Here is a 23590-nt window from a genome sequence, read left to right on the forward strand (position 1 = left end):
TATTTCAAATATAGTAAAATTTGTTATGCATGCATACTATTTTTCGTTGCTCAAGCTTTTACTTTTAGATTTGAAATATGAGCGATAATAGAATTCCCATAGACTTTTATTCGTTTGAGACAAAGGCTCCATTCGAACGATGCATTGATTGTGAAAAATATCTGCTGGATGATGATACCGAGTATATCATAGAGAAAGCAGTTAAGAATTATGAGGGGTATTCCGCAAAAGATGTGGTGTTCGATTATGCCATATGCATGGATTGTGCTGAAAAGATGAGAAAGGAGATCTCTAAAGAATCCTGGGAAATGATGATGAAGTACTTTCAGGATAACATGGATATTCAATCGAGGCTGGAAATGCAGGAAAAAGATCCGGAGGAGAATCTTAGAAATTGCATGATTAAAAAAACAGCTGTTGAAAGCTGTAGCGAATATCAGATTTATGCACACTGTAAAGGAAAAAAACTTAACCTTGATAATCCACCGTACATGATTTCGGGTGAGGTGATGGAGGAGTTACTTCCTCTTCTATCGAACCAAACAATCGATGAAATGAATGGCTTTATGAATAAACACTTCTCACCTGATCCTTCACTGATGGAACCGACTCCACCGAGCGTAATTTTGCTTTAGCTATTACCCCTGAAAGCGAGAATTTTATACTCGTCAAGAATCTGAATAACAGCAGATTTCATTACACGTTCGTTTCTTTGAGCATCCATACCAAAAACACCTGAAGCATATCCCTGCCAGACAGTTTGGTTTCTCTTTCTATCCAGAAAAGAAATTAGAATGGTGCCTTCTCTTAAATTATATTTGATTTTATCATAGTCCTCTTTCAAATGAGGGGCATATGTCTCTCTTTCATCATTTGTAGTAGATAATGAATCATCACTAATTGAAAGCTTTTCTTTTGAAAAGTTATGTCTTAGCCATGCACGAAACTCTGGCTGAGAGTAGCCTCGGAAATTCAACTCATCAAAGTAAATGGAGTAAACGACAACCAAATCAGGTCTTCGTTCTCTCTGCCTATACCCCCATGCCTGAAGAATCCCCTTCAGGCTGCTTTCAACGATTTCTTTATCTTCTACCAAACCAGCGAAACTTTGATTAGTAGCAAAATCAAAGGTCTTGTATCTGTGAAACTTACCGTTGTAATTGTAGTCTGAATCTACAACGTAATCATATGTGGTGCAGGCGGAAATACACCAGATTGCGAGAAAGTATAGAATAGACTTTTTCATAAATACTAAATTTACGAAAAAGCATTTTTTGTTTTAAATAATCCAACCGCTAATAAAATGCTTTGTCAGCTATCTTTCAAAACTTTTTTGGCAATTGGTGGAATCAAGCATCAAGTGCTTGCTTGATATCCCAGATCAGATCATCAGCATTTTCTACACCAACTGACAGTCGCACTAAATTATCGGAAATGCCATATTTCTTTCTATCCTCCGGATCCACTCCTGCATGAGTCATCGTGGCAGGGTGCTGTGCCAATGATTCGGTACTTCCCAGGCTTACAGCTAATTTGATCAATTTCAGATTGTTCAAAAATTTGAAGCATTCCTTTTCCCCACCCTCAAGAATTATTGAAAGCATGGCCCCTGCGGAAGTGTATTGCTTTTCAAAAATTTCATGCTGACGAGTTCCTGGCTTTAAAGCACCCAAATAATGGATGGTTTTCACCTTGGGGTGATCTTTTAATCCTTCATAAACACATGCTGCATTTCTGGCTTGTTGCTCCATGCGGACTTTTAATGTTTCTAGACTTCTAAGCAAAAGCCAACCCGTCCATGGACCTGCCATGTTTCCCAAAAATGTACGCATCTCTTTGATCATGGCGATGTGTTCTTTACTTCCAAGACATGCTCCGGCTATCACATCGCTATGCCCGCCAATGTATTTAGTTGCAGAATAAAGCACCAGATCAGCACCATGCTTTAACGGATGCTGCCACAGTGGGCCCATATACGTGTTGTCTACAGCCACAACCGGTCGTTCTTCTCCATTCTGAAAATTATCAGCAATCTTGCGGCACATTTCCAGATCAACCAATTGGTTGGTTGGGTTTGCTGGAGTTTCTACGTAGACCATTTTCAATTTATCAGCATGGCCAGAATCCTTAATTAGTTTTTCTATTTCCTGCTGACTATCCATCGGATCGAAACCCAGAATATGAATGCCAAATTTCGGAAGAACGTGTTTTACAAAATGATCTGTGCCTCCATAAATTGGGTTGCTATGAACAAGTAAATCGCCCGGTTCCAAAAATCGAAGCAAAGTGGTGGTGATTGCTCCCATCCCACTTTCGAAAACCGCAGCATCTTCGGACTGATCCCACAGGGTTAACCGATTTTCTAAAATTTCAAGGTCCGGATTGTTTAATCGACTGTAGATAAGTCCCAGCTCTTCGCCCTCATCTTTTTCCCTAAGGCCGTAGGCCTGTTCAAAAAATGCTTTGCCATGCTCGGCACTTTGAAATACGAAAGTGGATGTTTGAAAAATCGGTGGTTTGATCGCTCCCTCTGATAATTCAGGCTTGAAACCATACGACATCATCAAACTTTCAGGACTCATCTTTTTCATAGCAATCACATTTTGTAGCTAAGGTGAGTGATTTATCCATGAATTAAAATTCAAAAAGAATATTCATCTATAATTACTTAATTTAATAGATATTATTTCTATAATTTCAAAAAATTACGGAGAGCAGTAGAAAAGGATATGGATGAAATAGATAAAAAGCTGGTTTCGATGCTTCAGCAAAACGGCAAGCTTACCATGAAAGAATTAAGCGCTGAGTTGGGGCTGAGCATCACACCTATTTACGAACGACTGAGAAGACTGGAGCGTAATGGCGTGATTACAGGATATCATGCATCTGTCAATCCAAAGAAGGCTGGTTTTGGGTTTGAAGTTTTTTCATCCGTTACCCTTGAATCTCATAAGTCGGAGTACCTGCGTGAATTCGAATTAGAAATTGAAAAGTTCAGCGAAGTAATGGAGTGTTATCACCTGGCAGGGACATTTGATTTTTTAGTGAAAGTGCTGGTCCGTGATATGGATGAATATGCAGAATTCGTCAATCGGAAATTGGCCAGGTTAAACAACATTCGATTGGTTCAAAGCATGATGGTTTTGAAAAAGATTAAGCAAACTGCAGTGTTGCCACTAGTTGATGAAGTCTCCGCGTAATCTTCTGAATCGTTTTCGCGCTTCGGCCACATACATACTACCCGGATAATCAATTAAAAATTGTTGGTACAATGATTTTGCCTGCTCAACATCTTTGATGTGAAAATCGAAAATTTCCGCCTTTTTGAATGCTGCATCATCGGCTAAAATATCATACGAATATCCCGTGAGGATTTGATCTAGATGATTAATAGCTGAATCATGATTTCCTGCCTCTAGTTCCAATTTTGATTTCAACCAATAAATCTCATCCGTTATTGAATGATGCATGTATTGATCAAGCATTTTGGTTAGACGATCATTGGCTTCCTCCTTTTTATTCTGAAAAATCAACAGTTCAATGTTTGCAAATTCCTGCATTACCGCATCAGTAGTATCAAGTGCAGTATTATCAGTAATCAGCATACCGAGCGCAATGGCATCATTCGAAATTTCTCTGGTTGTATTTTTCTTCAGTATATCAAGATGGCCTTTCGCCAGCGCAAAATTTCCTGTAAAATAGTGGAGCCGTGCATTTCTAAGTTTCGCATCATACCCTAGCTGGTGACTTTTATATGCTTTTTCAACCTGGGAATAGAGCAAAGTTGCTTCCCATGGTTCACCTTTTAAAAGGTAAATATCTCCTAGATCCAATTTGCTTTTTGATATCAGCTGAATCCCAGCTCGGGGATTATCAACCAGTTGGTTCAAAAGCCTTGCTGCTAAATCAATTTCATCCAGGTAAAATGCATGAAGTAATGCTTTGCTTCGAAGTGCATCGAATGCTGTTTGAGATGGATAGAGCTCGGTATATAATTGTTCATATTTTTTAGTAAGCTCTCTAATCTCTTCCTGGTTGATGGGATACGTATTTTTGATTTTCTCCTCCTTGGCTTCCATCCAAAATCTTCTCGCGTATTGATAGTTTCTGGAATTCGGATAAGTAACAGCTACGTATCTGAATATTTCTTCTGCATCTTCATAAGCCTGATTCTCCAGGGCAATTCGGCCAATACTCATGGTGCGATCTCCTGGCCTTTCGGTTCGTTTATCTATTGCGCGTGCCTGTATAAAAGCTCCGTAGAAATTTTTTCGTTGCAATTCAACCCATATCAGAAGTTCGGCAAACTTGGTGTCATCCGGGTTTTCCTGCATTTTCCGTATAAGAGTTGATTCGAGTTCATCCAATTCTTCTTCCTCCTGGATAAAGCTTTGAAGCAGATTTTTAATGTAACTCAATCGGTTTGGACTATCCGATGCATAGTTTAGATACTCCTCAATCATTGCCGACTTATCATTGACCATGCGATAAATAGAAGCTAGTTCCAGCGCATGAACAGTTGGATTGTTTCTTATTTCCCGAGAATCCTTGAAAAACAAAATTGCTTCATTGTATAGTTGCTCGTTGGCCATGTATTGTGCTAATAATCCTAATTGAAATGGATTAGCACGAGATTGCTTCCTAAGATCTTTAATGAATTTATCTAGTTTATCCGTTTCTCCTGATTCACTGTATACAGCGGCAAGATTTGCTTGAAATTGCAAGTTAGATGGAAAGGTCTTAATCGCCTTCTGAAGAAATTTTTCTGCATCATCAAATGCTCCTGTGGATTTAAGCAGTGTGAGGTAATTGTTAGCAATCAGCTGAAGATTGTATGGATTTTCAGTGAGCTCCTCATATAGGATTTGCGCCTTTTCTAATTCACCTTGCTGATAGTATTCATTGGCCAATTGAATTTGATCATGCTGCTGAGCTATTATCAAATTGAATGGAATAAATAAGTGAATAAGAAATTGTCTAAACATACCGAGATGATTCAACATATATACATACCTATATTATATATATAAAGTTTAATTAAATACTATTCTTATTATTAGGGCTGTGGATACGTGGATAAGATTGTTAAATAATTTTTGGAAAATCAGATTGTTTATAAGGTCTATCTTAAATATTGTGCCTTCACAAGGTATCAACATCTAAGTATTTGAATTAAAGTATTTTATGATTTATTGTAGATAAGTAATATTAAATGATGTGAATAGAATGTTAGATAATTTGATTTGAGAAATTGTCTATAACCCAAAAGTTGTTAGATGTTATTAGCCATTGAATGAATGGATTAGTATCTAAGCAATGTCCAGTTAAACTTATCCACTAAATACTATCGAGTTATTAACAGGTTTAGAATGTTATACTCATCTCTACCACCCAGTTTTCACGAATGGATATTTCTTCAGAATAGAGAAAAACATCTTCTGGTTGTTGGTTTTCTAGGAGATTACCATAAGTCCATTTACCGTCTTCATTGTTGTCAATAAGTACTCTAATCTGATAGGTGTCAGGATTGATGGATGTAAGGTTTAGTTTCTTTTCGTTTTTACTTTGATACTTGACCTTACCTGATTTGTTAAGTAGTTGTAGCGTAAATGAGTTTTTTGCTGTCTGAATTTCTAGTTGTAGTGTGCCTGTTGGTTTTGATTGAGGCTTTTGAAATGAAATAGTCTTGGTTGTTGATGAATCATTTTCAACGGATAGAAATGTATTCTTTTTCAATACAATTTCCAGGTTTCTCTGTTCTGTTCTTGTTTGATTTTGTAGTGTTGAGTCACTGAGTATTGTGTCTTTTGGGATGGAAGTTTCAAGTGCTTGGAGTATTGAGTCTTTGTTTAGTTGTAATTCAAGATTCAATTCTGTACGATTGGTGTTCCAATCTAATTTTACCGGTGGGTAGAAGGTAAATATGCTATCCGCTTTAATAATTATACTATCCGCATTTATTGAATTTATTGGCTTGTTAAATTGGATAGGAATTATTGGGTTGTTTTCGATTTTTATTCTGGAAGGAACGGTGTATGAAAATCCTGATGGTTTTCTATTGGATTCAAGAAATACATATTTGAGTGTATCTAAAATTTGATTTCCCAGACTGTCATTCGCAGTAATGTATGATGTAAGTGAATCCTTATAGTTTACCTGTTCTGGTTTGTATAGTCGAATGATATCTTTGTTCTCTCCTATAATATTATGTTGTAAGTATTCGGGAGTTATATCATAATTGTCTACCTGCTTGTTGAATTTAATTTCAACATATCTCCCTGTTGGTCTGACATTTATAAGTGTCAGTGGTTTAACATTTTGTAGAACAGATCGCATTACTGGAAGCGTCATTGCTGAATCAAGATTAATGATGTCAGTTATAAAACCATGAGCTTCTGTCTCTGGATCTAACCTGTAGTTGTTGTTGTCATCATTAAATGAGATAATCTTATATTTTCCTTTTTTTAGATAGTTTAATTTGTAGTTACCTGAATCATTAGCCGTTGTAAAATACATGGGATCATGAGAAAAGTAGTCTAATGTATCAGAATGTGGATAGAGAGAAACTACATATTGTTCCCCTGGTTCTTTGGTTAGTAATTCTTCAACAGATCCCCGAATAGACATACTATCTATAAAAGGCCCTGTACTAAATGCTAGGGCTAAATTGATTACTGGATTTTTTTCTGTGATATCTGTTACTCCATTTGCAAAATTGAAATAGTATGTTGTTGAATCTTCTAGTTCCTTGTCCAATTTCAAAATAAGCCTATTCTTTTTGACCAGTGATTTATATCTGATATCTGTTTTAGGCGTGATGATTAATTCTTGTTGAATTTTATCAGCATTGATATATTCAGAGAACTCTAGCTCAATCACCTGATCCTTGAAATTAGTCGTACCAGAAACTGGAATAGCATTTATTAAAATAGGTGGAATGGTATCTTTTGGTCCACCTGTAGGTCTCCCGGGATTTGCGCATCTATGGAATGCGGTAACTGATAAAAGGGTAATGATAATGAGCTGGAGAAAGTATTTCATTTCTTGAAGATGTAAATCAAGCTTGAGTAATCATTTGTTTTGCTTGCCTTGTTATTTGATTTTAGACCTATTTTGATAGCCTTAAGCATATTGGCATTGCCCTTGTATTTTTCGCTTAGCATGGATACATAAAAAGAGTCAAACTTCATGGGCAAGGTGTGAATTAATTTAAGTTTGAATTTCGAAGCAAATGATTTTATAGATTCCTGATCAAAATGATATAGATGTCTTGGCACATCATATCCGGCCCAGAATTTTTTATAGTATGCTGCATCATAAGATTTATGATTTGGTAAAGCAATGATAAGGTAGCCATCTGGAGCTAGTATTTTCTTTAAATTCTTAATTGTTTTGTTTAGTTGAGATACATGCTCAATGACATGCCAGGCGGTAATGATATCAAAAGGTCCATCATGGTTTTCTATTTTGTCTAGGATCTTATCTGGATTTTTAACGGATGCAATGTTCTTCGCATCTTTGTCTGGTTCATAGCCATAAGCATGCCAAGCGTTTTTATTAGCTGCCTTTATAAAATCACCGGTTCCGCATCCATAGTCTAGTAGAGATCCTTGCCCACCATTGAGTTTATGAATGAGCTTGATCTTTCTCGTAATGGTGTATTTACGTACTAGCTTATAAATAAAGTTGATAAGGGAATTTCCTTTATCGGTATGCGAAATGTATTGATCGCTTTGATAGAAATCGGAAAGGGAATTTTGCTCGGGTCTGGGGTTAGTAAAGACTAGAGAACACTTATCGCATTTTACTAGCGCGAAACTTTCTCCTGATACAGAATGATCATCGCAAATTAGATAATTGGTGAATTGTGAGTGTTTACATACGGGGCACTCTTCAAGTTTCTCGTACATTATCTACCTAAATAAACCATTAATACTGAAACATCTGATGGAGATACGCCGCTTATCCTTGAAGCCTGACCCAATGTCTCCGGTTTTATCTTTAGTAATTTTTCCTTAGCTTCTGCAGATAGAGATGTTAGTTTATTGTAGTCGAACGACTTCTTGATTCTAAGATTTTCAAGATTGTTCATTTTCTGGGAATTCTCCTGTTCTCTTTCAATATAGGTTTGATATTTTATTTGTATTTCTGCTTGTTCAATAATCTCTGAGTTGTATTGGTTCAATGTTTCTTCAGCTTCCTTAGAGAATATCTTGAAGTCATATATGGATATTTCCGGTCTTTTTAGGATGGTTGCTAATGATGACTTATCCTTTATTGGAGCAGAAGATAATGAGGATAGCTTGTCCTCAACATCATTTGGTTTGAACTTGGTGTTTTCAAGAAAAGATTTCAAGTCTTCTGTCTCTTTAATTTTTCTATTGACCTGCTCCAGTCGGAGATCATCTGCTAGTCCGATTTTATGGCTCTTTTCTGTTAACCGGATGTCTGCGTTATCCTGTCTTAGCAGTAATCGAAACTCAGCTCTCGAGGTAAACATGCGGTACGGTTCTTCAGTACCCTTGTTTATGAGATCATCTATTAACACACCGATGTATGCCTCATTTCTTTTCAGAATAAATGGTTCTTTCTCCTGAACTTTAAGGTGTGCATTTATACCTGCTATTAATCCCTGGCATCCTGCTTCTTCATATCCGGTAGTACCATTGATCTGCCCTGCAAAATATAGATTCTCAACGAGCTTGGTTTCTAATGTATTGGAGAGCTGTGTTGGTGGGAAGAAATCATACTCAATAGCATAACCTGGCCTGAACATTTTTACCTTCTCAAAGCCTGGTACCTTTTGCAAGGCTTTTAATTGCACCTCTTCTGGTAAAGAGGTAGAAAAACCATTGACATAGATTTCAATGGTATTCCAACCCTCGGGTTCTACAAATATTTGATGTCTATCTCGCTCTGCAAAACGATTAATTTTATCTTCAATTGATGGGCAGTACCTAGGTCCAAGTCCCTGAATTCTCCCAGTAAACATCGGAGATTGTTCAAAACCTGTTTGTAGAATTTCATGAACTTCAGGGTTTGTGTAGGTAATATGACAGCTTCTTTGTTGACTTAAAGGCCTTGAAGATTCCAGGTAAGAAAACTTGCCTGGCATTTCATCTCCCTCCTGCTCTTCCATTTTAGAGTAATCCAATGATCTACCATCGACTCTGGGCGGTGTGCCTGTTTTCATTCTACCAGATTCAAACCCTAGTTCTTCAAGCTGTTCTGTAATACCGGTGGCTGCTCGCTCACCAGATCTACCCCCTCCAAATTTCTTTTTACCTATATGAATAAGCCCATTCAGGAATGTACCGTTTGTAAGGATGACTGATTTGGCCTTTATCTCAAGACCCATTCCCGTTTTTACTCCAATTGCTTTACCATCTTTCAGGATGATACCACTAACCATTTCTTGCCAGAAGTCCAGGTTTTCTATTTTTTCCAAGGCGAGACGCCACTCCTCTGCAAACCGCATTCGATCGGATTGCGCTCTTGGGCTCCACATTGCTGGTCCTTTAGATCGGTTCAGCATTCTAAACTGAATCATCGACTTATCAGTAATGATACCCGAATAGCCTCCTAGTGCATCTATCTCTCTAATGATCTGACCCTTGGCTATCCCGCCCATAGCAGGATTACACGACATGTGTGCAATGGTATTCATGTTCATGGTTACCAAGAGTGTTTTGGATCCCATATTAGCAGCGGCTGCTGCAGCTTCACAACCCGCATGGCCGGCACCTACTACAATTACATCGTATTCTTGAAGCATAATTTTAATGTTTCACGTGGAACTTAAATAAGATCCACCAGTCAATGTTTCACGTGGAACTTTAATTTTTGAGCAAAGATAAACAGGCGTCTTCTTTTTCTCTCATCACCTTTTTTTCTTCTTCTGTTTTGTCCCCAAAACCCAAGAGGTGTAAAACACCGTGAATCATCACCCGGTTCAGCTCGTGACCAAATGATGCCTTTTGATTTTCAGCATTTTCTTTCACCCTGTCTATGCTGATAAAGATATCGGATTCTATTACATGCGTATCTTCTGAATTATCAAATGTGATTATGTCGGTATAATAATCATGATTCAGATGTTCCCGGTTGATTTTTAGTAAGTATTCGTCTGAACAGAATATGTAATTAATTTCCTCTATAGAATACTTATGTGAGGAAATGATGGATGAAATCCATTGAGTTTGAATGTGAGGGTTTGATAAAGAAAAGTCAATATCCTCGCTAAAGAAATTGATCATTTATGAAAGGTAGAAACTTAGCTCTGCTACTCTGCCATCCTTTTTAAAGGATACTTCATCACAAAGATTCTTCATAAGAAAAATGCCACGGCCACCTGGTTTGCTAATGTTTTCTGGCAAAGTAGGATCCGGGAGATTGTTATAGTCAAACCCTGTGCCTTCATCCTCAACAATAAATTTGATTTGGGATTCTTCAAGCGCCAACTGAAGATGAACGTTTTTCTTGCTGTCTGATTGATTACCGTGGATAATGGCGTTATTTACTGACTCGGTTACGGCAATCATGATGTTGCCATAAATGTCATCGTTAAGCTGATATTGATCTTTTGCATTGTCAATAAAGCTTTCTACGATCCTGATGTTTTCAGGGAGTGAGGGTATTTGTATTTGAATGTTATCGATCATTCTCTTCTTCTGAACTTAAGCGTCTAAAATAGTCGTTTACTTCTTTTTTATAAAATTGATTTAGCTCCAGCGGGATAGTTTTCAATAATTCAATCTCTTTCTTTTTCAATTCCAGGTATTTTTCAAAGCCCGGGGGTATTTCTCTTGATATAACCGAAGGCTGTTGGGCTTCTCTTTCTTCATCCATTTCCTGGTCTCTTTGTGCTTTCTCGGCCTCAAGCATTCGTGTCATAATTTGTTTCTGTCGGTTGATCAATTGCTGTGTCAACCGTTTATTAACCAGATCGACTTCATTTTGTTCCATCATATCAATGGCTCTCTTAAGATCGTCTGACCCAGCTCCTCCACCCGGCTTGCCATCTTGTGCTTCTTTCAGCATCTCCATTTGTCGTCGGATCATTTCCTGTTCTGCAGCAAGTCGTGCAAGCTCTTCTGATAATTCACGACCAGATTTGCCAGAGCCTTTGAGTTCATTCATTTTTTCACCTAGCTGGTTTTGCAATTCCTGAAGATCAGGCATTCCTTGTGGCTGCTTTTTATCACCAGAGCTGGAATTGCCCATGGCTTCTGACATGGCCATCTGCATCTGTTGCATCGTGTCATCCAGTAGCAATGCCAGGTTGTTGATTGATGTCATGGCAAATTGTTGACTAGATAGGGCACGATTTCGGTTTCTGTCTTTGAGGTAATCAATTGCCTCATCAATATTTTCATTGATTGCGCCTACTTCGCGGGTGACATAGGAAGAAATCTGAACAACTTTGGATGCCAGAGCTAATAGACTATCCTGAATCACTTTCGCGTCATCCTTCAGTTTAAGTTGGTTTTGCGAAAGTTCTAGAAACCTTGGATCTGATTGGTTAACCTCTCTCATTTCAGTCATGATCTCTTCCTGGTTGAATGACAGCTTTACCAGATTATCAAGGATGTCACGGAGTTGATCCAGATTGGCCTGCATCATCTCCATTTGCATCCCACCTTGCATGTTGGATAGTTTTTGGCTCAGGTTTTTCATTTTCTGAGCTGCATTTTTCTGCTTTTGCTGAATGTTCTTTGAAGATTTCTGCTTTTGCTGTTGTTCGCCGCTGTTGGGTTGCTGTTCATCACTTTGCTCAGAAGATTCTCCTTTTTCCCCTTCGTTGCTTTGATTTACTGACTGTTCCGATTCTTCGTTCATCTCTTCTTCAATTTCACGAAGTTCCTTTGCAATTTGTCTTTCTTCCAATTCAAAGTCCTCCATCGCTTCGGGTCGTTTTAACTCCTGGTTCATTTCCTGGATTTCATCCATTTTTTTTCTGAACTCATCAAACTCCTCATTGATATCTTTTTGCGCTTCAGTATCTGTGGGATCGTTTGCAGCTTTTTCTTGCTGCTGACTGAGCGTGTCTAGTTTTTGAAGGTTTTGTTCCAGAGCACTTTCCATCTTTAATCTTTTGAACAGTTCTAATGCACGTTCCAGGTCGCGTTCTAAATTTTGCTCACCTTTTTTGAGCTCATTTATTTGTTCTGTGATTTGATCGGACTGAGCATTTTCTCTCATCAGTTCTTTCAGCTTCTCGTAGAGTTCTCTAGTCTCCTCATCCATCAATTGGTTGAATAATTCCTGCAGCTTTTCGTTTTTCTCCTGCAGCTGAGGGCTTTGTTTTTGAAACTTCTGATTGGATTTTAAAAGGTCTTCGTGCTGCTTCTTAAGTTCTTCAATTTGCTCAGTGAGCTTTTCTCTATCTTCAATGACATCATCCAAGAGCTTTTTCTCTTGCCAGTCAAATTTTTGCTCAGACTTCATTCTTTCCTCAATCTCTTCTAATCTTTCTGCAATCTCCTCAGCTTTCTTTTCGCTTGAATCAAGTTGATTCTCAACATTATCCTGTTTTTCAGCAATTAATGCACTGATTTCATCTTCACTAGGTGTTTTTAGTATGAATGATCTGGATCTCGATTGTTTTGGTCCATGTACCCCATCATTATCAAAAACACTTAAGTAAACTTCCAGTGATTCTCCGGCTTTAAGGCCTAGACTATCCAGGTTCCAGTTGGCAAAAAAACTTTGACTTCCAGTCTGCTTGTTTATTTCAATAGGTATCTGATGTCTCTTATCAGATTCTCCTTTCTTGTAATTTATGTACAATCCGGAAAAACCATAGTCATCAGATATGGAACCAGCTAATGTTATGGAGCGATACATAACAGAGTCTGGGAAGAATTGTGCAGCTATTTCAGGATATTCATCTTTGATTACATCTATGCTATAACCTATCTCTGAAATATTCTGGCCATATTCATTAAAAAGGTCTATGCTATATCCACCTGGTTTAAGAATTCGTTTTTCAACTGAAAAATCGTTAGTGGTAGTGCGTGTTACGTGTGCTTTTTCTTTATTAAAGGTGAATCTCGCACTATCTGTTGCCAGTGTTTTTATTTCCCATAGCACGGACGACCCTTCCAGTAATGTTAGATTCCCGGTATTTTCGATGGTTCTCCTTTTGCCACCTGTATATCCGGGCTCTAATACTCGAATGAGCATTGAAACAAGATCAGGTCGGTCTTTTACTTCAATAGTATATACCTGTGACCTGAAGCCGGCTGCTTCTACTTGTATCTGTTTGTTGGATTGAATTTTAGGAAAATCATATTGAAACTGATCGTTTGAAAGCTTAAATTGACGGTTTTGACGTTTATTGTCGATAATTAGGGTGGCATATTCAGGAAACTGCTCTCCTTCGATCTTTACTGAAAACGTGAAATCTTCACCTCTGAATGCTAGCAAATGTTCTTCTTCCAGAAGAAAACTAAATGGAGCATTAGGTTGAAATTCTTTTTTAAAGTTTACAATCCGCTTTGGGCTATCCGTAATAATTGTCGGGTTTATGAAAGAGATAAAGGTGATTCCAGCTACTAACAAAAGAAGAATCAAGGCATATTTCTTAACAGGCGAGAAGTCAACTGCCTGAATAAATGAAAGTCTGTTGAAATCAGCAGATTTTTTGTCAATGGCGGCAGCTACAAGCGCGTTATGGGCATTATGTCCTAGCTGAAGGGTATTTATCAGTTTGTCTTCAATTTCAGGAAAGTGTTTTTGAATCTCACTTGCTGCTTGCTCATCAGATAGTCCTTTATTGACATGTAGAATGTTCAAAATTGGCTGAACGACGAGATAATAACAGGATGAAACAAGACAAATCACTAAACCAAAGAATAAAATAGCCCGGCCTGTTACCCCAAGCCAAAACTGATGTTCCAAGCTGCTAATTCCCAGAAAGAAAGAACCGTTAATTATTAAAAATCCAAGAAATCCTACTACTAACTGTCGGGTGTAGTATCTTTTCTTGAAAGATTCGAGCTTTTTCTTTATTTGTTTTAACTCACTCATTGTTCGATTGTAAACGGACAATTCAAATCAAAGGTGCACCTTACCAACCAATTTCTTTTTTGAAATACTCTAAAATTTGAATTTTTAACAGCTTTTCCTGTTCTAGCAGATCAAAACGGGGAAGCTTTTTTACTAGTTTCCAATGAGGCCAACCATCTTCGTCATGCCCTTCTAATTCATAATATCCAGCCAGAGACAGTACTTTGCAAATTGCGATATGCATGACGTCTTGCTTTTCTTCTTTTGAAAATGACTTGGCGCCTTTGCCCAACTCCTGCACACCTACGAGGAAAAGTACCGCATTTAGATCAGCTGGACGCTTACCGGTTACTTCCTTGATTTTGTAAAGAAGCTGTACCCATTCTTTTTGTAGATCCAAATCCTTTTTATAAACCATTATTTATCATAATTTTCATGAATGGTTAGAGATTTTATTTCACTGATCTTTCCACAAAACTGCATAAACTGTCAGCAGTCCCTCATCTCTGAGGAAAAATATTTGTGCACTGGCTGCAAGATAGATCTTCCGCTTACCAATGATTATCAAAATGAAGCAAACGATTTGCTTGCTAAATTCTCATTTGAATCAAAAGTAAAAACAGCCAACGCATTTCTCTATTTTCATCAGCGGGGTGTTACTCAAAAACTCCTACATCAATTAAAGTATAATCGAAAGAAAGAAATTGGAGTCGTGTTAGGAAGTTGGTTTGCGCCACAGCTCAAAAGTTTAGAAATAGACTTTATTGTTCCGGTCCCGCTTCATCGTTCAAAGTTGAAAAAAAGGACTTTTAACCAGAGTGAACAAATAGCCAATGGAATTTCGGAAGAGTTAAATGTTGAAGTCAAGCACCAGCTAGTCAAGCGAATCATTGCAACTAAAACACAAACTCGAAAATCAAAGGTGGAGCGATGGGAAAACATGGAAAATGTATATTCTGAAATTAGAGAAGATATTTCTAACACTTCTGCTCTGGTCATTGATGATGTAATTACAACAGGAGCAACAACGGGTATGCTGTGTCAGCGTCTGGTCGAAGCAGGTGTTGGACAAATTCACATCGCATGTATAGCACGAGGCAAATAAAAAAGGCTGCCCATAATTGAGCAGCCCCAGAAAAATCTGTGAGATTATCTTTATTAGAAATTAGATCCTGCACGAATCATCGCGCATCGGAATCCAATTGTTGATGTTGCTGAGTCTTCGAAAAGGAACCTTCTTGTACCGGGCGATAGCCAGTATGCTACATCTGCCCATGAACCACCTTTGTATACTCTAAGTCTCTTTTTAGGAGGATTGTCTGCGTTAAAGGATTTTTGAAGTCCGGAAGTCTTAACCCATTCTTCTTCTGTATAATCAGACTCTCTTCCAATGAAGGAATAATCCGCATCATAATCATCTTCAGAATCCAGTATGGCATCTCTTCTTGCTGGGTTCAGATCATCCATATCCTGGAATGAAAGCGGACGGTAAACGTCTTGCACCCACTCATTAACATTTCCAGCCATATTATAAAGACCGAAATCGTTAGGTGGATAATCATAAATATAAGTGGTGATCATTGCTCCATCGTTGAGTTTACCAGCGATACCGGCATAGTCACCTTTTCCTCTTTTGAAGTTTGCAAGGAAATAACCCATGCTCTTTCCATAAGGATTTCTTAGTGCGTGACCATCCCAGGGATAAAGTCTTTTGTGTGTTTGGTTTTCATCCAGCCATTGTGTTCCAATAAGTGCCTGAGCAGCGTATTCCCACTCTGCTTCGGTAGGAAGCCTGTAGCCTGGAAGTACAACTCCGGAGCTAAGCCCTGGAACATTTCCGGCTGAAGAAGCAAGGTCTCCACCTTCAGCTCCAGCGAAAGCATCTTCACCGGACGCAATCGGATCGAGATAACCGGCATCTTCTGCCAGTTTAAGATTTACTACTGTGGTTCTCCACTTGCAATAGTTTACAGCTTGCCTCCAGTTTACTCCTACAACAGGGAAGTATCTGAATCCAGGGTATCTGTAGTAGCTATTTACATAGGGATCGTTGTAAGCAAGATCTTTTGCCCAAACGGTAGTATCTGGAAGGTTATTCCTCCAGTAGTATTCGTCTGAGTCTTGTTTGATGTAGAACTCATATTCCAACCAGTGAATATTAGCAACTTCTGTCTCATCCATGTAGAATGAAGCAACAGTCACTGCCCTTTCCAGGTTATCATACGCGTACATTACGTCTTCCTCGAAAGAACCCATCACCGTTCTACCTCCTTCAATGAAGATAAGATTCGGTCCGTCTGGTTGTCCCTGAAAGTCGTTTACTTGAAAGCCACCTTCTTCATTAAACTCCAGGCCAGTGGCAGAGCTGGCAAAACCTGGATTTTCTGCGGATGGTGCACCACTGTTACCTCCTATGAAGTTACAGGCACCTAAAAAAACTACAGCTAAAGCAAAGTAACCAGTGCTTTTGACTGCTCTCACATAATTTTTCATAACACCGTTTGAATTTGTCTTGAAACGTTTCAACGTACTAATAAACACAAATATTTCAAAAAAGCCATCGTAAGTCAATGGATTTTAGATTAAACCTATTGATCTAATGCTAATCTTTCCTCTTTTATTGCATGATATAATGAAAATATCATGCTGGAGTCATGGGTGAATGCATCTGATCGATGACTGTTCTTGCATTCTCAATGGACCCAACATTCTCGACACTGATTAGCAGCTTGTTTTTCACCTCCTTCATTTTACTGTCATGAGGGTTTGACTTGATAAATGCAAGAACATTTCCAAAACGTGATGACTGAAAGTATTCCTGAGGCTTTTTGTCAGAAACGTAGCACCGCATCTTGTTGTTCTTGATCGTCACCTTTTCAAATCCTATTTGAATCGCTTTCCATCTTAACCGTACTGTTTCTGTTAAATTCTTCACCCCATTTGGCATAGGTCCAAAACGGTCTTTCATCATTGTGATAAACTCTGAAAGCTCTTCTTCAGATTTGAGATCGTCAAGTTTGGTATAAAGGCTGAGTCTTTCAGAAATATTGCTGACGTATTCTTCAGGTATTAACGATTCGAAATCCGTTTCAATGTTGCAGTCCTCTACCATTTTGTCTAACGCCTCTTTATTTTTAAGAATGTCATTTTCAAAGAGCTGTTTGTACTCTCCTTCTTTCAGTTCCTGAACAGCCTCGTCAAGGATTTTATGATACATATCAAATCCAATATCATTGATAAATCCACTTTGTTCAGCACCCAGGAGATTCCCAGCCCCTCTTATATCCAAATCACGCATGGCTACTTTGAACCCATCACCCAAATCAGAAAATTCTTCTAACGTATTCAGCCTTTTCCGAGCATCGCTGGTTAAAGCGGAAGCTGGAGGCGTCAACATGAAGCAATATGCTTTGGTATTGGATCTACCCACACGTCCACGCATTTGGTGAAGATCTGATAGCCCGAACATGTGCGCATTATTGATGATAATAGTATTTGCATTCGGAATGTCTAATCCACTTTCAATGATATTGGTAGATACAAGAACATCGTATTCTCCTTCAATGAATTTAAGCATGACCTTTTCTAACTGAGGCCCCTCCATCTGACCGTGCGCTATTCCGATTCGTGAATCGGGAACAAGCTTGAAAATTAGGTTGCCTACTTGTTCAATGTCACTTACCCGATTATGAACCATGAAAACCTGTCCACCTCTTCGAAGCTCATGGCTGACAGCATCTCGTATCACTTCCTCATTGAATTCATGAAGTTCTGTAGTTACCGGTCTTCGGTTTGGTGGAGGTGTTGAAATAATGGAAAGGTCACGAGCCCCCATAAGCGAAAAATGAAGGGTTCTTGGAATGGGAGTAGCAGTAAGTGTCAACGCATCTACATTTACTCGCATGTCTTTCAACCTTTCCTTCACCTTCACTCCAAACTTTTGTTCCTCATCGATGATCATCAAGCCAAGATCCTTGAACTCAATGTCTTTATTCACAATGCGGTGTGTTCCGATAAGAATATCAATTTTTCCTTCCTTGACCTTTTTCTTGATTTCAGTGATTTGTTTGCTGCTCTTGAACCGATTGATATAATCAATTGTCACCGGCATATTTTCTAATCTTGAGGAAAATGTTCTGTGATGTTGCATTGCCAAAATGGTGGTAGGAACGAGTACAGCCACCTGTTTTCCTGAATTAACCGCTTTGAAGGCAGCACGTATTGCAATTTCTGTTTTTCCAAATCCGACATCACCACACACCAAACGATCCATTGGATGCTCTTGCTCCATATCCGCTTTTACGTCAGCAGTTGCCATCGACTGGTCCGGTGTATCCTGATACATAAAGGAAGATTCCAACTCTGCTTGTAAATAGTCATCTGGAGGAAATGAGAATCCTCTGGCGGCTTTCCGTTTAGCATACAATTCAATCAAGTCTTTGGCTATATCCTTAACCTTGCGCTTAATCTTCTTTTTCTTGTTTTCCCAATCTGGGGATCCAAGTTTGTTGATTGAAGGAGGCTCACCTTCTTTGCCGGAGTATTTTGAAATTTTGTGCAGCGAGTGTAAACTGACATACAATAAATCATCATCACGATAGACCAGGCGGATTGCCTCCTGCTTATTGCTTCCTACATCAACAGTGTCCAAACCGGCAAACCGCCCAACCCCATAATCGATGTGTGTTACAAAATCTCCAGGTTGTAGTGTCTTAAGCTCTTTGAGCGTTAGCGCCTTGTTTTTTGTAAATTTTTCTTTGCCCTTATACCGATGAAACCGATCAAAGATTTGGTGATCTGTATAAATACATAACTCTTCATGATCATCAATAAATCCTTCTCTGAATGAAGCAGTTAATCCTTCGAACTTGATTTCAGGATCAATTTCCTCAAAAATGGTCTCAAGCCGCTCAATCTGTTTGAATGATTCAGCAGCAATAAACTTTTGATAGCTGGTTTGCTGAAGTTCCCTCAGGTTGTCGGCAAGGAGCGAAAAGTTTTTATGAAAGGAAGGCTGAGGCCGTGCGGCTAAAGTCAACTCTTCGTCTGGTTGTAAGTAAAAGCGTTTGCCAAACTCAACCTTAGGAAACTTTTCAAGTGACTTAGTAAAAGACTCCTGTGTTTCAAATAATTGATCGGGAGAGGTGATCAGTTTTGAGTCGCCACTCATATCACGAATGGTTTGAAATTGCTCCTCTACTTTGTGGAAAGATTTATCAATGATATCGAGTGATTGCTGATAGTCTTTCAGCCAGATGGTGGTTTCTGCTGGAATATACTCCAAGAAGGATTGGCGCTCTTCACTGACTAGTTTGGTTTGCACATTTGGAATCAACGAGATGTGATCCAGGTCTTTTGTGGAAAGCTGACTTTCGGGATCAAACTCACGAATAGTTTCGATTTCATCACCAAACAACTCCAGACGATAGGGCTGATCGTGGGCATATGAGTAGATGTCTATGATTCCACCACGAACCGAAAACTGACCGGGCTCATAAACAAAGTCTGACTTTTCGAAATCGTATGTAACTAGCAGATCAGTAAGGAATTCAACATCGAGTTGCTCCCCGGGCTTTGCAGTAAAGGTGTTTGATACCAGAGATCGTTTATTGATTACTTTTTCTGATAGCGCCTCCGGATAGGTAATAATGATCAGGTTTTCATGATCGTTCAGATCATTGAGCACCTCTGCTCGCTGCAGAATATTGGCGTTTTCAATTTCTTCATACTGATACGGCTTTTTGTATGAGGAAGGAAACGGAATGTGCTCATCGGATAGAAAGTTTGAAAGATCGTTTTCAAAATAAGATGCTTCTTCAAAATCGTGGAGCACGATTAAATGAACACCACCAATAGCTTTAAAAGTGGCGGCCACTAACAACGCATCATAGCTGCCAGCGATTCCTTTCAGTCTGAGTTGCCTCTTTTTCTGAATGGTCTCAACTATCGCTTTGACGTTAGTGCTCTCCTGATATTTCTGTAATAAATCTTTTGTGTTCAAACCTGCTCCGAAAAATTAGATGGCAAAAGTAACCTTTATACTACACGAGGATGGGTAAAATGGTTTTCACAATTGTTTGGTGCTGTGTCTGTGTTTATAGACGTTAACCGGGTGTTGGTCTAATAAATGAATTATTTCAAGATAACATTGCAACATTTCGAGTGATTCTCGGGTATTAAAGACAAAGAATTTTATAATAAAATAAACATCATACGTTTATTAAAAACTTTCTTTTAGGTTAGGTTGGTGATTAGGCGTGTACCGTATTCCGGTCACGCCTTCTCTTTTTTAGCACATTCTTAACCCTCACCTGTAGTTCGGAAATTCTTTCCACCCTACCTTTATCGTATGAAAAAATTTGTGCTACCATTTATCGGAGTTCTTTTTGTTTTCCAGTCTTTTGGATGGGGAACCACCGGCCATCGCATAGTAGGCCTGATCGCTGAGCGACACCTGACGAAAAAAGCTAAAAAGAACATAGAAAAAGTTTTAGGTTATGAGACTTTAGCTGAAGTCAGCAATTACATGGATTTTATTAAGTCTGATGCGACCTATCGGCACATGTCACCATGGCATTATGCCACTATTCCTGATGGTAAAACATACGATGAAGCAGGCACTCCGGAAGAAGGTGACGTGATTGTGACCATACAGCGACTAATGGGAGAGCTGAACTCGAAAGAGTTTACGGATTACGATGAAGCGTTTGCGTTAAAATGTCTTGTTCATTTGATTGGAGATATTCACCAGCCTTTGCATGTCGGAAATGGTGAGGATAAAGGAGGCAATGATGTAAAACTTGATTATTTCTGGAAAAGCTCAAACCTTCACCGAGTTTGGGATAGCGGCATGATTGATGGTCTAAAATATAGCTATACCGAATACGCCGAGTGGATTGATCATCCCACTGATGAGCAACTGGAGGAATGGTCTTCTTTAGATGTATTGGATTGGGCGTATGAATCTATGACCCACAGAGATCAATGCTATGAGACCATTCCTGAAAATAAAAAACTGAGCTATCGCTATGATTTTGAAAATCGTGAGCTTTTAAACCAACGGTTGCTACAGGCCGGTATCCGACTAGCCAATGTTTTGAACGCTATCTATGGTTAAAAAATAGTCATGCGGAGTTTGTTCGCGGCATGCTCTATATCGACTAACGCTTCAATGGCCATCACAGAGTCCATAGGCACTTTCAATATTTGAGCGGCATGATGTACCTGCTCCCTTTCATCTTGTGCATAGTCTCCATCAGCGCTTGACATTCGGATAGCATCGTATATCAGCAGCTTGTTGAAATTGGCGAAAGAAGATGAATTGAAGTTATAGAAAATTTCTTCGAGATTTCCTTCTTCAAAATCAAACTCCTCCCAATCTGCAATCATATCTTCATCGACACCAACTGCCTGAGCACACTCGATGGTGAGCCACTCCAGTTCCGGATCAGAAACGTCCCCATCAGAACCGGCAATGGTAAGTAGGGCATAGCCATATTCCCGCCAGCAATCTTTCGGTACCATTGTGATTCCGTAAAAAGTAGGGGAGATTTGGAAGATATCTGTGCTCATATTTGATCAGGGGATTAAGTTTTAATTAAACCAAATTAATTTGTTTTCCTTGGAAAAGGAACAACTTAGTAAACAGAAATTAGTTTTAACCGAGAAATTGTATGCCGATGTTCTCAGAGGAAGATAAGAAGCAAATAGACGGTATAGGGATAGGAATTGAAAAAGTAGAATCTCAGCTAAATCGTTTTAAAAAAGGATTCGCTCCAGCCAATATTTCAAAAGCGGCTACTGTTGGTGACGGAATTCTGAGATTGTCTAAGGAAGAGATAAAGGAGTTTCAAAAAACCTACGAAGAGACAGAAGTTGACGTTTTGAAATTCGTTCCGGCCTCTGGCGCAGCGACACGTATGTTCAAAACACTTTTTGCTTTTCTTGAAGAATTTGATGGTACCGAGAGCTCTTTCGAATCAATCTCCCGTGAGGAAAAGAAAGTCGGCAAATTTTTTCAGCACATAGATGAATTTGCTTTTTATGATGAGCTAGATCGGTTGATGCAAGCCAAAAAAGGAAAATCGATCACTGATGCGAAAAAGACATATACTCATGACGATATTGTGAGTATACTTCTCATGGAGGAAGGAATGAATTATGGAAAGCTGCCAAAGGGACTGCTGAGCTTTCATAAATACGAGAGCGAAACCAGAACTCCGGCGCAAGAGCATTTATTCGAAGGTATGGCTTACGCTAATAAGTCGAATCAAGTCCGAATTCATTTTACCGTATCTCCTGAACACCATACTGCTTTTGAAAGCCACATCCAAAGCGCAATTGCTAATCTGGACTCTGATTTGAAATTTTTAGTTTCATACAGCACACAGAAGCCAGAAACAGATACCATAGCTGCTACACCATCTTTCGAGCCTTTTAGAGAGGAGGGGGGGAAGTTGCTATTCAGGCCTGCCGGGCATGGGGCTTTGCTCGAAAACCTGGACGAAGTTTCGGCAGATTTGATTTTTATAAAAAACATTGATAACGTAGTTCCGGATCGAATAAAAGCAGAAACGATCAAATATAAAAAGGCCTTGGCTGGGGTGCTTTTGAGCTATCAGAAAAAAACGTTCGATTTACTGCAAAGACATGATGCCGGGGAGAACATTTTCAATGAAGGCAAAAACCTCTTGGAAGAGATGGGTGTTCGGGCCTTCGCTGATTCGGAGATTCCAGCGTTACTGAACCGGCCCATTCGCGTGTGTGGAATGGTCAAAAATGAAGGAGAGCCGGGAGGAGGGCCCTTTTGGGTAAAAAACGGGCCAGCAGCAGAATCGCTTCAAATCGTAGAATCAGCTCAAATAGATAAATCCAACCCTGAGCAGCGAAAGGCCTTTAAGAATGGAACCCACTTTAACCCAGTAGACTTGGTTTGCGGAGTAAAGAATTATAAAGGAGAAAAGTTCAGCCTGCGAAGCTACAGAGACGAAGAAGCAGGTTTTATTTCAGAAAAATCTTATCAGGGAGAAAAACTACTGGCTATGGAGCTTCCCGGATTATGGAACGGAGCAATGGCTAATTGGAATACTATTTTTATGGAGGTGCCACTGATCACTTTTAACCCTGTGAAAACCGTAACTGATTTATTAAAGCCAACACATCATTAAAGGACTTCCTTTAGCTTTGAGTCGATTTCATTGTAGTCGAATGGTTTTTTGAACATGTGGTTAATTTTTTGCACCACTTTTTCTTTGTTCTCAATATTGTCATATCCCGTTAAAAGAAAACACGGGACATCTAAAACCGACGGTTTCACTTTGTCTATAAGCTGAAGACCATCCATGCCTGGCATTTTAAGATCGCTAATGATTGCATCAAGAACGTCTTTGTTAGCTTCAATCTTGGAAATAGCATCTTCAGCAGACTCTGCAGTAAGGACATTATATTCACCTTCAAACCTTTTTTCCAGCACATAAAGGTTGATCAGTTCATCGTCTACAAATAAAATAGTTCGCCTCACCTCACATTGAATGAATGTACAAATTTAGTCCCTTTTACCCGCCAAAGAATCAAACGCGCT

At 39.0% G+C, this 23590-nt stretch carries 19 protein-coding genes; 5 read left to right on the forward strand and 14 right to left on the reverse strand.

The features are described from left to right. Window positions 1–77 precede the first annotated feature (77 nt). Window positions 78–635: a hypothetical protein gene (locus tag ACXAH9_RS10105; protein ID WP_474894743.1), complete on the forward strand. Its 558-nt coding sequence runs from the start codon at window positions 78–80 to the stop codon at window positions 633–635. Here ACXAH9_RS10105 and ACXAH9_RS10110 read toward each other — a convergent pair. Then, the gene (locus tag ACXAH9_RS10110; protein WP_474894744.1) at window positions 632–1246 is read right to left on the reverse strand and encodes a DUF4136 domain-containing protein; all 615 of its coding nucleotides are present in this window, start codon (window positions 1244–1246) and stop codon (window positions 632–634) included. The genes ACXAH9_RS10105 and ACXAH9_RS10110 overlap by 4 nt on opposite strands. Before the next feature lie 103 nt (window positions 1247–1349). After that, a complete protein-coding gene (locus ACXAH9_RS10115) occupies window positions 1350–2597 on the reverse strand; it encodes a cystathionine gamma-synthase family protein (protein ID WP_474894945.1) in 1248 nt (415 codons plus the stop codon). A gap of 132 nt (window positions 2598–2729) precedes the next feature. Between ACXAH9_RS10115 and ACXAH9_RS10120 the strand changes: the two genes are divergently transcribed. Then, a complete protein-coding gene (locus ACXAH9_RS10120; RefSeq protein WP_474894745.1) occupies window positions 2730–3200 on the forward strand; it encodes an Lrp/AsnC family transcriptional regulator in 471 nt (156 codons plus the stop codon). On the opposite strand, the gene ACXAH9_RS10125 is transcribed toward ACXAH9_RS10120, so the two are convergent. From ACXAH9_RS10125 to ACXAH9_RS10160, 8 genes are all read right to left on the reverse strand, one after another. After that, window positions 3177–4985 (reverse strand): tetratricopeptide repeat protein, encoded by a 1809-nt coding sequence (locus ACXAH9_RS10125; protein WP_474894746.1) that lies wholly within the window; start codon window positions 4983–4985, stop codon window positions 3177–3179. The genes ACXAH9_RS10120 and ACXAH9_RS10125 overlap by 24 nt on opposite strands. A 379-nt stretch (window positions 4986–5364) precedes the next feature. Continuing rightward, the gene (locus ACXAH9_RS10130) at window positions 5365–7041 is read right to left on the reverse strand and encodes an Ig-like domain-containing domain (RefSeq protein WP_474894747.1); all 1677 of its coding nucleotides are present in this window, start codon (window positions 7039–7041) and stop codon (window positions 5365–5367) included. Then, a complete protein-coding gene (locus tag ACXAH9_RS10135) occupies window positions 7038–7910 on the reverse strand; it encodes a class I SAM-dependent methyltransferase (RefSeq protein WP_474894748.1) in 873 nt (290 codons plus the stop codon). Before ACXAH9_RS10135 ends, ACXAH9_RS10130 begins: the two co-directional genes overlap by 4 nt. After that, window positions 7910–9775 carry a tRNA uridine-5-carboxymethylaminomethyl(34) synthesis enzyme MnmG gene (gene mnmG, locus ACXAH9_RS10140; RefSeq protein WP_474894749.1) on the reverse strand — a complete coding sequence of 622 codons (1866 nt, stop codon included), beginning with the start codon at window positions 9773–9775 and terminating at the stop codon, window positions 7910–7912. Before mnmG ends, ACXAH9_RS10135 begins: the two co-directional genes overlap by 1 nt. 61 nt (window positions 9776–9836) lie before the next feature. Further along, window positions 9837–10256 (reverse strand): rRNA maturation RNase YbeY, encoded by a 420-nt coding sequence (ybeY, locus tag ACXAH9_RS10145; RefSeq protein ID WP_474894750.1) that lies wholly within the window; start codon window positions 10254–10256, stop codon window positions 9837–9839. Next, window positions 10257–10658, reverse strand: a complete 402-nt coding sequence (locus tag ACXAH9_RS10150; protein ID WP_474894946.1) for an ATP-binding protein — start codon at window positions 10656–10658, stop codon at window positions 10257–10259. Further along, window positions 10651–14031 (reverse strand): coiled-coil domain-containing protein, encoded by a 3381-nt coding sequence (locus ACXAH9_RS10155; RefSeq protein ID WP_474894751.1) that lies wholly within the window; start codon window positions 14029–14031, stop codon window positions 10651–10653. Before ACXAH9_RS10155 ends, ACXAH9_RS10150 begins: the two co-directional genes overlap by 8 nt. Window positions 14032–14071: 40 nt before the next feature. Continuing rightward, on the reverse strand, window positions 14072–14428 hold the full coding sequence (locus ACXAH9_RS10160; RefSeq protein ID WP_474894752.1) for a hypothetical protein: 357 nt from the start codon (window positions 14426–14428) through the stop codon (window positions 14072–14074). Between the two features lie 21 nt (window positions 14429–14449). On the opposite strand from ACXAH9_RS10160, the gene ACXAH9_RS10165 reads away from it, so the two are divergent. Further along, on the forward strand, window positions 14450–15115 hold the full coding sequence (locus ACXAH9_RS10165; protein WP_474894753.1) for a ComF family protein: 666 nt from the start codon (window positions 14450–14452) through the stop codon (window positions 15113–15115). Between the two features lie 53 nt (window positions 15116–15168). On the opposite strand, the gene gldJ is transcribed toward ACXAH9_RS10165, so the two are convergent. Further along, window positions 15169–16503 carry a gliding motility lipoprotein GldJ gene (gene gldJ / locus ACXAH9_RS10170; protein WP_474894754.1) on the reverse strand — a complete coding sequence of 445 codons (1335 nt, stop codon included), beginning with the start codon at window positions 16501–16503 and terminating at the stop codon, window positions 15169–15171. A gap of 148 nt (window positions 16504–16651) precedes the next feature. Then, window positions 16652–20011 carry a transcription-repair coupling factor gene (gene mfd, locus ACXAH9_RS10175; RefSeq protein ID WP_474894755.1) on the reverse strand — a complete coding sequence of 1120 codons (3360 nt, stop codon included), beginning with the start codon at window positions 20009–20011 and terminating at the stop codon, window positions 16652–16654. A 348-nt stretch (window positions 20012–20359) separates the two neighbouring features. Here mfd and ACXAH9_RS10180 point away from each other — a divergent pair, with 348 nt between their 5' ends. Continuing rightward, window positions 20360–21127, forward strand: coding sequence for a S1/P1 nuclease (locus ACXAH9_RS10180; RefSeq protein WP_474894756.1), 768 nt, complete (start codon window positions 20360–20362; stop codon window positions 21125–21127). On the opposite strand, the gene ACXAH9_RS10185 is transcribed toward ACXAH9_RS10180, so the two are convergent. Continuing rightward, window positions 21124–21582 carry a tellurite resistance TerB family protein gene (locus ACXAH9_RS10185; protein ID WP_474894757.1) on the reverse strand — a complete coding sequence of 153 codons (459 nt, stop codon included), beginning with the start codon at window positions 21580–21582 and terminating at the stop codon, window positions 21124–21126. The two genes, ACXAH9_RS10180 and ACXAH9_RS10185, sit on opposite strands and share 4 nt — an antisense overlap. A 101-nt stretch (window positions 21583–21683) precedes the next feature. Here ACXAH9_RS10185 and ACXAH9_RS10190 point away from each other — a divergent pair, with 101 nt between their 5' ends. Continuing rightward, the gene (locus tag ACXAH9_RS10190) at window positions 21684–23177 is read left to right on the forward strand and encodes a DUF4301 family protein (protein WP_474894758.1); all 1494 of its coding nucleotides are present in this window, start codon (window positions 21684–21686) and stop codon (window positions 23175–23177) included. Here ACXAH9_RS10190 and ACXAH9_RS10195 read toward each other — a convergent pair. Next, window positions 23174–23530, reverse strand: a complete 357-nt coding sequence (locus ACXAH9_RS10195; protein WP_474894759.1) for a response regulator — start codon at window positions 23528–23530, stop codon at window positions 23174–23176. The two genes, ACXAH9_RS10190 and ACXAH9_RS10195, sit on opposite strands and share 4 nt — an antisense overlap. Between the last annotated feature and the right edge of the window lie 60 nt (window positions 23531–23590).

It is taken from the genome of Ekhidna sp. ABH4_415 (genome assembly GCF_056161305.1).

What these genes read in the sequence shown, in the direction of transcription:
- ACXAH9_RS10130 (WP_474894747.1), bottom strand. Translation starts at nt 7,041, where the DNA reads ATGAAATACTTTCTCCAGCTCATTATCATTACCCTTTTATCAGTTACC.
- ACXAH9_RS10120 (WP_474894745.1), top strand. Translation starts at nt 2,730, where the DNA reads ATGGATGAAATAGATAAAAAGCTGGTTTCGATGCTTCAGCAAAACGGC.
- ACXAH9_RS10135 (WP_474894748.1), bottom strand. Translation starts at nt 7,910, where the DNA reads ATGTACGAGAAACTTGAAGAGTGCCCCGTATGTAAACACTCACAATTC.
- ACXAH9_RS10155 (WP_474894751.1), bottom strand. Translation starts at nt 14,031, where the DNA reads ATGAGTGAGTTAAAACAAATAAAGAAAAAGCTCGAATCTTTCAAGAAA.
- ACXAH9_RS10160 (WP_474894752.1), bottom strand. Translation starts at nt 14,428, where the DNA reads ATGGTTTATAAAAAGGATTTGGATCTACAAAAAGAATGGGTACAGCTT.
- ACXAH9_RS10110 (WP_474894744.1), bottom strand. Translation starts at nt 1,246, where the DNA reads ATGAAAAAGTCTATTCTATACTTTCTCGCAATCTGGTGTATTTCCGCC.
- ACXAH9_RS10165 (WP_474894753.1), top strand. Translation starts at nt 14,450, where the DNA reads ATGGTTAGAGATTTTATTTCACTGATCTTTCCACAAAACTGCATAAAC.
- ybeY (WP_474894750.1), bottom strand. Translation starts at nt 10,256, where the DNA reads ATGATCAATTTCTTTAGCGAGGATATTGACTTTTCTTTATCAAACCCT.
- mnmG (WP_474894749.1), bottom strand. Translation starts at nt 9,775, where the DNA reads ATGCTTCAAGAATACGATGTAATTGTAGTAGGTGCCGGCCATGCGGGT.
- gldJ (WP_474894754.1), bottom strand. Translation starts at nt 16,503, where the DNA reads ATGAAAAATTATGTGAGAGCAGTCAAAAGCACTGGTTACTTTGCTTTA.
- ACXAH9_RS10180 (WP_474894756.1), top strand. Translation starts at nt 20,360, where the DNA reads ATGAAAAAATTTGTGCTACCATTTATCGGAGTTCTTTTTGTTTTCCAG.
- ACXAH9_RS10105 (WP_474894743.1), top strand. Translation starts at nt 78, where the DNA reads ATGAGCGATAATAGAATTCCCATAGACTTTTATTCGTTTGAGACAAAG.
- ACXAH9_RS10185 (WP_474894757.1), bottom strand. Translation starts at nt 21,582, where the DNA reads ATGAGCACAGATATCTTCCAAATCTCCCCTACTTTTTACGGAATCACA.
- ACXAH9_RS10190 (WP_474894758.1), top strand. Translation starts at nt 21,684, where the DNA reads ATGCCGATGTTCTCAGAGGAAGATAAGAAGCAAATAGACGGTATAGGG.
- ACXAH9_RS10125 (WP_474894746.1), bottom strand. Translation starts at nt 4,985, where the DNA reads ATGTTTAGACAATTTCTTATTCACTTATTTATTCCATTCAATTTGATA.